At 44.0% G+C, this 11,442-nt stretch carries 13 protein-coding genes; all 13 read left to right on the top strand.

All coding sequences use genetic code 11. The features are described 5' to 3' along the window. On the top strand, positions 1-1,100 hold a 1,100-nt coding region (locus PBAL39_RS24345; RefSeq protein ID WP_008246827.1), incomplete at its 5' end, for a DUF4983 domain-containing protein. 45 nt (positions 1,101-1,145) lie between these two features. Continuing rightward, on the top strand, positions 1,146-2,555 hold the full coding sequence (locus PBAL39_RS24340; RefSeq protein WP_039867694.1) for a PA14 domain-containing protein: 1,410 nt from the start codon (positions 1,146-1,148) through the stop codon (positions 2,553-2,555). 30 nt (positions 2,556-2,585) lie between these two features. Next, entirely contained in the window at positions 2,586-3,377 is a 792-nt protein-coding gene (locus tag PBAL39_RS24335; RefSeq protein ID WP_157274204.1) for a PKD domain-containing protein, read from the top strand. After that, a complete protein-coding gene (locus PBAL39_RS24330; protein ID WP_008246824.1) occupies positions 3,371-3,628 on the top strand; it encodes an alpha-1 2-mannosidase in 258 nt (85 codons plus the stop codon). The genes PBAL39_RS24335 and PBAL39_RS24330 overlap by 7 nt, the downstream gene beginning before the upstream one ends. 716 nt (positions 3,629-4,344) lie before the next feature. After that, positions 4,345-4,542 carry a hypothetical protein gene (locus PBAL39_RS24325; protein ID WP_008246823.1) on the top strand — a complete coding sequence of 66 codons (198 nt, stop codon included), beginning with the start codon at positions 4,345-4,347 and terminating at the stop codon, positions 4,540-4,542. Between the two features lie 45 nt (positions 4,543-4,587). Next, positions 4,588-5,295 (top strand): pseudouridine synthase, encoded by a 708-nt coding sequence (locus PBAL39_RS24320; protein ID WP_008246822.1) that lies wholly within the window; start codon positions 4,588-4,590, stop codon positions 5,293-5,295. 3 nt (positions 5,296-5,298) lie between these two features. Continuing rightward, entirely contained in the window at positions 5,299-5,760 is a 462-nt protein-coding gene (locus PBAL39_RS24315; RefSeq protein ID WP_008246821.1) for a DUF4268 domain-containing protein, read from the top strand. Positions 5,761-5,806: 46 nt separating this feature from the next. Beyond that, positions 5,807-6,604 (top strand): HipA family kinase, encoded by a 798-nt coding sequence (locus PBAL39_RS24310; RefSeq protein WP_039867691.1) that lies wholly within the window; start codon positions 5,807-5,809, stop codon positions 6,602-6,604. After that, positions 6,582-6,965: a DUF3037 domain-containing protein gene (locus PBAL39_RS24305; protein WP_008246819.1), complete on the top strand. Its 384-nt coding sequence runs from the start codon at positions 6,582-6,584 to the stop codon at positions 6,963-6,965. Before PBAL39_RS24310 ends, PBAL39_RS24305 begins: the two co-directional genes overlap by 23 nt. A gap of 114 nt (positions 6,966-7,079) precedes the next feature. Beyond that, the gene (locus PBAL39_RS24300) at positions 7,080-8,582 is read left to right on the top strand and encodes a tagaturonate reductase (RefSeq protein ID WP_039867689.1); all 1,503 of its coding nucleotides are present in this window, start codon (positions 7,080-7,082) and stop codon (positions 8,580-8,582) included. A gap of 4 nt (positions 8,583-8,586) precedes the next feature. Then, positions 8,587-9,996, top strand: coding sequence for a glucuronate isomerase (uxaC, locus tag PBAL39_RS24295; protein ID WP_039867687.1), 1,410 nt, complete (start codon positions 8,587-8,589; stop codon positions 9,994-9,996). Next, positions 9,993-11,012, top strand: a complete 1,020-nt coding sequence (locus PBAL39_RS24290) for a sugar kinase (RefSeq protein ID WP_008246815.1) — start codon at positions 9,993-9,995, stop codon at positions 11,010-11,012. The genes uxaC and PBAL39_RS24290 overlap by 4 nt, the downstream gene beginning before the upstream one ends. A gap of 85 nt (positions 11,013-11,097) precedes the next feature. After that, the gene (locus tag PBAL39_RS24285) at positions 11,098-11,412 is read left to right on the top strand and encodes an MFS transporter (protein WP_008246813.1); all 315 of its coding nucleotides are present in this window, start codon (positions 11,098-11,100) and stop codon (positions 11,410-11,412) included. Positions 11,413-11,442 lie beyond the last annotated feature (30 nt).

The raw sequence follows: 11,442 nt of genomic DNA, 5'->3' as shown, positions 1-11,442 counted from the left end.
CGGTTCCCGCATACAGAAATGCCATCACGACCTTTGATGGTTATATAGGCGAAATGATGGCTGCATTGAAAAACCGCCCCACTTACGAAAAGGAGAACTGGTTGGTAGTGATCACTTCCAGCAGAGGAGGACACTACACGCTTCCGCCAGATGAAAATGACAATACTGTGTTCAGCAATACAGATATCAATACCTTCACGATTTTCCATACCAATCGTTACAAAACGAGATTCATTGGCAAGCCTTATCTGGGAAATCGTTACCAGGGAGATTTTGTGAGATTTGATGGTTTTAAGAAAGCGCAGGTGACTGCGGGAGACAATTCAGTTTATAATCTCGGTACCGGTGAGTTTACTGTTGAAATAAAGGTAAAGAAGAACATAGGACCGAATAATAACTATAAGTTTTACTATCCTGCAGTTTTTGGAAAACGCCCTGAGTGGAGCAGTGGTTGGCCATCTAGTGGCTGGGTGATCTTCCTGGAAGATAATTTCTGGATGTTTAATGCAAGGGGAACCGGAAATGGAGAACAGGTTAGAGGTGGTACACTTTCAGATGCAACCTGGAATAGTCTCGCGGCGGTCGGTGTGATTCGTGAGAACAGGCGTTATGTAAGAACATTTACCAATGGTGCGTTCAACAATGAACGAGACATTACCGATTGGGGAAATCTGGACAACAATGCGTTGGTGACACTTGGTTACATTGCCGGTAACGGGCACCGTGAACCAGATGCTTACTTAGCTGATGCGAAGATCTGGAAAGCAGCACTGCCTGATTCGGTAATCAATCGTTTTGCTTGTGATACCTATGTAGACTCTGGTCACCCTTATTATGATTACCTGGCGGGATATTGGCCTGTAGTTGGAGGAACAGGTAATGAAATCAGGGATGAAGGGCCCTTGGGCAGTAACATGACGTTTAGTGGTGGTGATGCGGTATGGACCAGACTAGCGGAATTTTTATGCGCGCCTTCTGTAGACAACCTAGGGTCGCTTGTACCAAGAAGTGTAGATGTACCATCACAGATCATCAGCTGGCTACGCATTCCGCGACAGGAAAGTTGGCAACTGGACGGTCGTGTATGGCTTGATCAATAGCAAACAGGCCTAAATGAATAAATTATTAATGTAGCAAAGATGATTATGAAAATTAAATCTTTATATCTGACAGTATTTGCGCTTTGTGCGATGCAGTTGTTTTCCTGCAAGGATCACACGCTGGAGGAATTCTCTTTGGAGAAAGCAGATCCAGTGACGGTTTCGGCCGGAGCTTCTAGTGGAATAGTCCAACGGGACAATGATAAGGTAACTATACGGGTCGGCATTGGTTTGTCAGCCCCGGCGTTAAAGGCCTTTCAGGTAAGTTTAGAGCTGAACCAGGATACCATTGCCACGCTGATCGCAAACAATACACTTCAGAATACAGTGATGTTGCCTGCAGGAACTTACTCTTTACCAAATATATCTGAAATTGGCTATGGAGTGGACAGTGCTTTTTTTGAAGTGAAGATTGGCGTAACGACGCTGGAGCGATTTTATGGCAAGAAAGTGGCAATGGCGGTGAGTCTTGTTGATCCAACCAAAGGAAACCAAGCGAATGGCGCAAGGCGTACTTGCCTGATTGTATTGAATACACAGGATATCATTGTCGCCGAAGACATTCACTATGTTTCTATAACTAACGGAGGGGGTGGAATTTTAAACATCACAAGAGGTGTAGGGTATACCGTAACATCCGCAGGGGTTACCATTCCTTTGGGAATTGGGCTTGCAGGTACCCCTGGTAACGGGTTTACGATAAAAACGGTACTGAACTCCGACACCATCGCAACGCTTGTTGCCAATGGAACATTGCCACAGGGCACGAAAGCACTTACCACAGATAAATTCTATGCTGACACTACGATCATCATGCCCGGAAATAAAACATCAGTGCCATATGTAATGAGTATACCATGGAATACGATGGATGAAAATCTGGATAATCCAATTGCGGTAGCGATACGTATTGTATCTACCAGTAAACATGTGTTGCATCCAGTTAATAAAACGGTAGTAGTACTCATCGACAAGTCGGTAAGTCTAGATAACAACTCTTACATCCTGGGAGATGGTACAGGATTGAAAGCGGAGTATTTTACGGGGCAAACCTTAGATGAAGGCGGCAAGTTACCATCTGTAACCAGAATTGATCCGCAGATAGACTTTGATGGATGGCAGCCGATAGACGGCCGAGGCGATGACTGGTCTTCAAAATGGACGGGTGAGTTTCTGGCTCCAGTGCGCGGAGAGTATACTTTCTTACAGGATCGATGGGATGACGGATCCAGACTGTTTATTAACGGCGTAGCGATCATCAATGACTTTACTGCCGAGTGGAATCAAAGCAGACGTCAGGCTAAAATTACTTTAGAAAGAGGGGTACGTTACAAAATTGAGGCACATCATAGGGAAAATGTTGGAGGTCAACAGGCGAAGTTGTTCTATATGGTTCCTTCTGCCGGAATCTCTGAGCAAATTGTTCCTAAGAGTCAATTATTCCCAGCGCCATAAAGATCAAATGAGAATTTAAATTAGATGTACATGAAAAAGAATATAATGAATGTCGTCAGCCTTGCGCTGTTAGGATGTCTGATCTTAGTTTCCTGCAAGAAAAGCGACAAGGCAATAGCTGAAGAACCGGAAGAGGCGAAGCCTACAGCAGGATTTACCTATACTAAGGTCAGCCCTGATGATCCCTTTACTTTTAAATTCGAAAATAGCTCGAAGGATTTTAAGGAGATCAGGTGGGAGTTTGGGGACGACAGTACGACCAATGAGATTTCACCGACCCATACATTCATCAATACAGGTGACTATCGTGTACGGATGATCAGTCGCAATGGGCAAGGGTATTGGGCACAACGTGAGACCGTGATCAAATTGCGTCCGGATAGTGTGTTGGATTTTGTTTCGACCACAAACAGCCCGGGAGTGCTGACTTTATCTGTAGCCGGAGGAGTAAGTGTAAGTAAGGCCGAGTGGTTTAGTGGTGTGGCGCCAACAAATGTCCTTATCGGAACCGATCCAACTGTTACGGTTAATGTTCCCTCGGGCGCATTCGGATTATTCAGTTTGCGTGTTACCACACCTAAAGGCTCTATGGCTACGGTCTCTAGTTATGTGAGTAACAAGGGGGTGCTGAAAGATGCAACACTAAAGGGATTCTTCTCTGTATCCAGGGACAATAGAAATGGCCAGACCTCAAGTGAAGGATCGCTGAAATTAATTGATAATAGTTTGAACTCCAAGTTTTTGCAGTTTGATTATACAGGTGACCTATGGGCACAGTTTGATTATGAGCAGACACCAAGGGTGATTACGGCGTTTTGCTGAGTTCAGGAGACGATGCTCCTGAGAGAGATCCAAAAAACTTCAACCTGTCTGCGTCTAACGACGGCCAGAACTGGACGGTACTCACTTCCATCACAAATTATGTAATGGCACCAACACCAAGGAAGTCCACATTTGCATTTAGTTTTGACAACACTACACCTTACCGTTACTACAGATTTAATGTAACTGCAAATAACGGGGCGGGTTTGATTCAGATGTCAGAATTACGACTGCTTGAATTACCACAATAAACGTTTGAGCTCTCTCGCCGTTAACCGGGCTCATCTTCTGGTCAGCGGCTTCATTCCCATGTCAGAACCACTGTGTTTTGCATGGGAATTTTTATTTTAATACGTCTGAGCCAGAAATCAGAACCTACACGATGTTTAAGGAAGATAATAATTTAAAAAGATAGTGATATTTGTAGATCAGGTAAAGTAAAGGTGCGGATAGCAGGTAAAAGGTCTTTAAAAAAAGAAAGGGTTGCTCCATCCAGACACATCCCTTTTCTAACCAAATATAAACCTGTATGAACGGGTTTTTCCTTTATTTTCCTGTTGATCTCGCAACCAGGAAATGTATTGTCAATTTTTCAAGTATCTCCAGCAATTCTGCCTTCTGATTACACTACAAATGTAGTAAAAAAATAATAGTGTACAAACTACACTAAGCTTTTTTTAACATTTTTTAACAAAACGTTTTAGCCAATCATCCAGATGGCTTTCAAATGTACTAATCTTGAAACGGCTGTTTGAATTTTTTATTTTATAACTAGTGGTAGATTATACACTAATTTTACAATTCGATATGATAATAATGTGATTTCCTAAGCCCGGCTTTTCGCCTTAGCATGACAGAAATGAACCTCAAGTACTTTAGTGGCAGAAAATTGGCAAGTTGACAATTAATTTTTTATTTTTGAGAAAAGAACCATTAATCATCCTAAAACAACTAATTCTTTGCTCTCATGGACCAGACAGTAGAAAAACAAGAGCTCTTTAAAACATCACAAGCCGCTGCGGTCGCCGTTGGCGATCATTTGGTAAACCTTGGTGAGGTAATTGAAATTAATGAAAAAGACGACATCTATTCATTTGTGATTTACCGCATGAACCAGCTTCAGGTATGGACCTTTTTCAAAGAAGACTTATTGTTCATTCTTTAGCTCATTTGATTTCTATAATCGCATGGATTGACGCATCTTTGTGAAATGCTTAATATTTTATACGAGGATGAGCACCTGATTGCGATTAATAAACCCCACGGCTTACTGGTACACCGGTCTTCGATAGCGAATGATGCCAAAGAGTTTGCCCTGCAATTGTTGCGCGACCAGGTAAATAAACATGTCAGCCCGGTGCATCGGCTGGATCGCAAGACCGGAGGTATCCTGTTGTTTGCATTCGATAAAGAGGCGGAAATAGCCATGCATCAACAGTTTCAGAACGGAGAGGTAACGAAGAAATACATGGCCATTTTAAGGGGACATGCTCCTGATCAGATGGATATTAATTACCCGCTGGCTAAGGAAAATGGAACCATACAGGAGGCTTTCACCTCCTTTGTGACACTCGACCGGGCAGAGCTGGCGGTTCCTTTTGGAAAACATGAGACTTCCAGGTATTCTCTTGTTGAAGCCAGTCCCACTACCGGAAGGATGCACCAGCTGCGTAGGCATTTTGCGCATATTTTTTACCCGATTATCGGGGACCGTAAACACGGATGTAATAAGCAGAACCGTTTTTTCAAGGAGCAGTGGGGGATGACCACCATGTTGCTTCATGCTTCTGCTCTCGAATTTACCCATCCTGTGACGAAGAGAAAGATTTTTATTTCCGCACCTTTAAACGACGAGTTTGAGCGCATGATGACATTAATGAACTGGGAAACACCCCATTTGATCAACCCAAAAGTATAAACATTGTATTCTAAAGATCAGGCATCACAACTAAAACAGGCCTTTTGGACAGCCTTTGGCCAATATATCTCTCCTCATCTTTCTGCGGAAGGGCTGCGGGTGAATTGGATCAACTATAAAACAGGCGTTAAACACCTGCATTTCAAGATGCAGGCAGAAAAAAAAGAAGCATTCATTGCTATAGAGATGAGCCATCCCGATCCTGGGATGCAGGAGCTCATGTTTGAGCAATTTGCCGAATTTCGGAAACTGCTGCATGGCTTACTTGAAGAGGAATGGGACTGGGAGCCACTGGTACAGGATGACCATTACAAAACAATCAGCCGCATTGTAAAAAGGCTTCCGGAGCGGAGTGTTTTTCAGCAGGCAGACTGGCCTGAGCTAATCTCGTTTTTTAAACCTAGGATCATCACACTGGATGAATTCTGGTCTGACGCCCAATATAGCTTCGAAGCGTTTAAATAAGTATTATCTTTGACATTTATACCTCGTATCTCTAATTGAAAAACACGTGAACGATAAACAGCCTCAACTCAGGACCGTAAATGTGATCCGGTACGTGACACCCCTACGGGAAGGTGGCTCGATGCCAGCTATTGCAGAAGCTGATGACGAATTTTTATATGTACTTAAATTTAGGGGTGCCGGACAAGGGCCGCGGGCTCTGATCGCCGAATTGATTGGTGGTGAAATTGCCCGGTTACTGGGATTTCGGGTACCGGAGTTGGTTTTTGCAAAATTGGACAGTGATTTTGGCAGGACAGAAGCAGATGAAGAAATCCAGGACCTGCTGAAATTCAGTGTAGGCTTAAATCTTGCCCTACATTATTTGTCGGGCGCCATTACATTCGATCCCCTGGTTACCGAGGTGGATCCTTTACTTGCTTCACAGATCGTGTGGCTGGACTGCCTGCTGACCAATATGGACAGGACCGCAAGGAATACCAATATGCTGATCTGGCATAAGGAGCTTTGGCTGATTGACCATGGTGCATCGCTTTATTTTCATCATACCATGCAGAACTGGGAAGAGCAGGCCTCCAAACCCTTTAAGCTGATTAAGGACCATGTTTTGTTGTCAAAGGCCTCAGAATTGCGTGCAGTAGACGCAGCCTTTCGGGTTGTATTGAATTCTGAACGTATCGAGGCCATCGTGGGACTTGTTCCTGATGAATGGCTCATTGATGATACTAATTTTGAGGACACCAATGCACATAGGTCGGTTTACCGTCGCTTTTTGCAAACTAGGGTAGCCAATTCAGAAATTTTTGTTAAAGAAGCAGAAGATGCCAGAGCAGCTATTATTTGAGTATGCCATCTTGCGCGTGATGCCAAGGGTTGAGCGTGAGGAATTTATAAACGTAGGCGTCATTCTGTATTGTGCAAAGCGAAAATTTCTGGAGGTTAAATTTGTATGCGATGCGCAGCGGATTTCTGCCATTTGCGGATCATTGGATCAGGAGGAGCTGAAGCACCATCTGAACTCCTTCAGCTTGATTGCAAGAGGTGGGAAAGCGGGTGGGCCTATTGGACAGCTTGATCTGCCATCCAGGTTCAGGTGGATGACCGCTACCAGGAGCACTGTTGTGCAGACTTCAAAGGTGCATCCTGGTTTATGTACTGATCCTGCAGAGACCCTGGATAAATTGTATCACCAAATGGTGCTCTAGTTGTCCAAGACATCGCCTTTTTATCGATAACGTTTGCGTAAATAATTTTGTCTGTGCAGCCTTTTTACTTATAATTATTATGTAGAATTGCCACAGACCAAATAATTTTTAGGCATGAGATTATCTAAGACAATGCTAAATGATATCTCCGGGGAACACTTACAAAGTCCGGATTTATCGCAGTTTAACCTTCCTGAAAAAGTGCTTCAGTTTGGAACGGGAGTGTTGCTCCGTGCACTTCCCGATTACTTCATCAATAAGGCAAATGGACAGGGGCTGTTTAACGGCAGGGTGGTGGTGGTCAAATCTACTTCAAAAGGTGACGTTCAATCCTTTCAGAATCAGGATGGTTTGTATACCATCTGTGTCAGAGGCCTTGAACAGGGCAATAATGTGGAGGAAAACATCATTTCCGCTGCGATTAGTCGTGTGGTTTCTGCAGAGCATGATTTTGCCGAAATTTTGACGATTGCCGGAAGTAAAGAACTTACACTCATTGTTTCAAATACAACGGAAGTTGGAATCCAGTTTGTGCCGGAGGATGTCCATCAATCGCCACCAAGCTCTTTTCCTGCTAAGTTACTTGCCGTATTGTATGCACGTTTTCACGCTTTGGGAGATGTGGACGAAGCAGATATCGTTATTGTGGCTACGGAGTTGATTCCTGAAAACGGGCGTAGATTACACGACATAGTCATTGAGTTATGCAGATTCAACAAGCTGAATAATAGATTTATAAGATGGATTGATCGGCGGGTTTATTTCTGTAATTCGCTCGTAGATCGCATCGTGCCAGGTAAGCCGGCGACATCCGTTCAGGAAGAGGTTCAGGGGCTGCTTGGTTATGAAGATCAGCTGCTGATTATGGCGGAGCCCTATCGTCTATGGGCCATTGAGGGAGACGATAAAATCGCAGCATTGATTGGCTTGTCGGGAGTGGATGCTGGGCTGATCGTTACGCCTGATATTGAAATCTACAGGGAGCTTAAAGTGAGACTGCTGAATGGTACGCACACTTTATCCTGTGGCATCGCAATGTTGTCTGGAATAAAGACTGTTGGTCAGGGGATGTCTGAGGATTCCTTAAAATTATACATTAAAGAAGTGATGTACAAAGAAATCATTTCTTCCATTCCGTATCCTGTTGACATTTCGGAGGCCTCGTCCTTCGCTGATGCTGTATCTGACCGTTTTGCGAATCCCTACATAGAACATTTATGGAGCAGTATTACTTTTCAGTATACCATGAAAATGAAGGTTCGTATTCTTCCGTTGATATTTCGGTTTTACGAGATATTCAATGAGGTGCCGAAATTGATGGCTTTTGGTTTTGCGGTTTACCTCAGGTTTATGCGGGTAAACCATGTTTCGGACGGACAGTATTTCGGGACCTTTGATGGAAATAACTATCTGATCAATGATGATCAGGCAGAATGGTTCTGTCAGAAGTGTGAGCTGCCCGATCAGGAATACATTCATGCGGTGATGATTGCCGAATCTTTGTGGGGTGCTGATCTGAGTCGATGCATCGGATTTGAAGTCGCGGTTGCCGATTATTATCATGATATTTCAAAAGAGGGTGTTTTACAGTGCCTTAATTCGATCCATATAAACTAAAGTTGTGAGAAAATTTCTAGATGAACATTTTTTATTGACAAGTGATACAGCGGTGTTATTGTACCATCAGTATGCCAGTCAGATGCCCGTAATTGACTACCACAATCACCTCAGTCCGGAACAGATTGCCAACAATCATAATTTTGACAACATTACGCAGATCTGGTTGAATGGAGATCATTATAAGTGGCGTGCCATGCGCGCAAATGGTGTGGATGAATATTACATCACCGGTGATGCCACGGATTGGGAGAAATTTAAAAAGTGGGCGGAGACGGTGCCCTATACCATGAGGAATCCCTTGTACCATTGGACCCATCTTGAATTACAGCGATATTTTGATGTTCATGAATTGCTCGGGCCTGATAATGCAGAGCGCATTTACGAATTATGCAATGCGAAGTTACGTACACCTCAATACTCCGTGCAAAATCTGCTGAGGATGATGAATGTTGAGCTGCTCTGTACTACTGATGATCCCTTGGACTCGCTGATTCATCACAGGCGAGTCAGGGAATCTGGTTTTGAAGTTGGTGTCCTGCCTGCCTTTCGTCCGGATAAGGCAATGTTTGCAGACGATTTAACGGCACTGAACACCTATATCGATCAGCTGGCAGTGCTTGTAGGTTTGAATATTGATGATCTGGATGGTTATTTAGCTGCGCTCAAGTCAAGACATGACTACTTTGCTGCCCATGGCTGTCAGGTTTCCGATCACGGTCTGGACAGGGTATACTCGGATGATTATACCGAAGCTGAGGTGGCCTCCATTTTTCTTAAGATCAGAAGGAAAGAGCTGCTAAGTGCTGCTGAAACCGGGAAGTTTAAATCAAAATTGTTATTCGAGTTTGCATTATGGGATCATGAAAAAGGATGGGTTCAGCAATATCATATTGGCGCTTTGAGAAATAATAACGAGCGATTGCTGAGCGCCTTAGGTCCAGATACTGGATTTGATTCTATAGGTGATTTCCCACAAAGCATTGCGCTGTCGAAATTTCTCGACCGGTTGGATCGTTCCGACAGGCTGGCGAAAACGATCATCTATAATCTGAATCCTGCCGACAATGAGGTCTTTGCTTCGATGACCGGTAATTTCCAGGATGGTACCGTTGCAGGTAAAGTGCAGTGGGGATCTGCATGGTGGTTTCTCGATCAGAAAGATGGGATGGTCAACCAGCTCAATACATTGTCTAATATGGGCTTGCTGAGTCGTTTCGTTGGTATGCTGACAGACTCCAGGAGTTTTCTTTCTTTTCCAAGGCATGAGTATTTCCGGAGGATATTGTGTGAGCTCTTTGCCGCAGATGTGCAGCGTGGGGAACTTCCAGAAGATATGGAATGGATTGGCAAGGTCATTCAGGATATCTGTTACCGCAATGTGAAAGCCTACTTTAACTTTAATACGTTATGACCAAGGTGTTGACTTTCGGTGAGTTGCTGATCCGGATCTCTCCAGACGTAAATGGAGCCTGGCTTAAAGGTAATAGCCTGCCGGCATATGCAGGAGGTGCTGAAGCGAATGTGGCTGTTGCACTTGCCCGTTGGGGTGTACCATCAGCTTACCTTTCTGCAGTTCCAGACCATTTCCTGGGCAGGCAGATGAGCGCTTATATAGCGTCTATTGGTGTTGATGTTTCCCGGATGAGGTATACGGGGGATCGTCTTGGTACTTATTACCTGTCTGAAGGTAAGGACCTTAAAAATACAGCTGTTATTTACGATCGGAAGGCCTCGTCGTTTTCGACACTGGCAATCGGCATGATAGATTGGGCAGAGGTGTTCAGGGATATTTCCTGGTTTCACTTTTCTGCCATTTGTCCTGCCATTAGTGCGGACATTGCTCAGCTATGTGAGGAGGCACTGAAAGTTGCAAGGCAGCTAGGGATTATCATTTCGCTCGATTTGAATTATAGAAACAAACTTTGGAAGTATGGCAAAGATCCTCTTAATGTGATGCCTTCTCTTGCGAAATACTGCAACCTGATTATGGGGAATATCTGGGCTGCGGAATGCATGTTGGGAATAATGCAGTCGAAGTCCAACCTGGAAAGTGACGAAGATTTTATAGCGCAGTCGCTGCAGAGCTCTGCGGAGATCATCAGGCTGTTTCCTGCCTGCAGGACGGTGGCGAATACCTTTCGGTTCGACAGTGGCAAGGGCATCAGGTATTACAGCACAATGTTAACTGATGAAGGGTTTTACCTGTCTGATGTTTATCTGGAAGAATCGGTTATTGGCAAGGTTGGAAGTGGTGATTGTTTTATGGCTGGTCTCATTTATGGTTTTTACCATCAACATGAGGGACAGGCTATTCTCAATTTTGCTACGGCGGCAGCGGTATCCAAACTTTTTGAATATGGAGATTTTACAGAAAATACAGTAGCTGATATTGAATTAAAAGCATTAAAAAGGAAAGATGCTGTGTAGCAAATAAGATTTGAATACCATATCCGGAGCGACAGGAGATCGTTGGCCGGATCAAGAATACAACCTTTATCAAAAACCAAATATAATGAATGTAACAAAAATGGGTAACTACAGATGGACGATTTGTGCTTTGCTCTTCTTCGCTACGACGGTGAATTATCTTGACCGTCAGGTGCTTAGTTTGCTCCATCCGACATTGGAAAAGCAATTTAACTGGAGCAACAGTGATTATGCAAATATCACGGCGGCTTTTCAGTTTGTATATGCGATATCCATGCTTTTTGCGGGGCGCTTTGTTGACCGGCTGGGTACCAAGTGGGGCTATATTGTGGCGCTGGTCATCTGGTCGCTGGGGGCAATGATGCATGCCGTGGCGCTTCCGGTAGGAACAGGATGCTGACTGTATTAGTTGGGTTGGTTTGGGGGTGAT

It is taken from the genome of Pedobacter sp. BAL39 (genome assembly GCF_000170795.1).
GTDB lineage: Bacteria > Bacteroidota > Bacteroidia > Sphingobacteriales > Sphingobacteriaceae > Pedobacter.
Note: the sequence above shows the minus strand (reverse complement) of the source record. Positions and strands in the feature narration are given on the sequence as shown.

Bases quoted from the DNA above. Each gene is read 5' to 3' on its own strand.
- PBAL39_RS24300 (WP_039867689.1), top strand. From the start codon at position 7,080: ATGAGATTATCTAAGACAATGCTAAATGATATCTCCGGGGAACACTTA.
- PBAL39_RS24325 (WP_008246823.1), top strand. From the start codon at position 4,345: ATGGACCAGACAGTAGAAAAACAAGAGCTCTTTAAAACATCACAAGCC.
- PBAL39_RS24320 (WP_008246822.1), top strand. From the start codon at position 4,588: ATGCTTAATATTTTATACGAGGATGAGCACCTGATTGCGATTAATAAA.
- PBAL39_RS24305 (WP_008246819.1), top strand. From the start codon at position 6,582: ATGCCAGAGCAGCTATTATTTGAGTATGCCATCTTGCGCGTGATGCCA.
- PBAL39_RS24340 (WP_039867694.1), top strand. From the start codon at position 1,146: ATGAAAATTAAATCTTTATATCTGACAGTATTTGCGCTTTGTGCGATG.
- PBAL39_RS24290 (WP_008246815.1), top strand. From the start codon at position 9,993: ATGACCAAGGTGTTGACTTTCGGTGAGTTGCTGATCCGGATCTCTCCA.
- PBAL39_RS24285 (WP_008246813.1), top strand. From the start codon at position 11,098: ATGAATGTAACAAAAATGGGTAACTACAGATGGACGATTTGTGCTTTG.
- PBAL39_RS24335 (WP_157274204.1), top strand. From the start codon at position 2,586: ATGAAAAAGAATATAATGAATGTCGTCAGCCTTGCGCTGTTAGGATGT.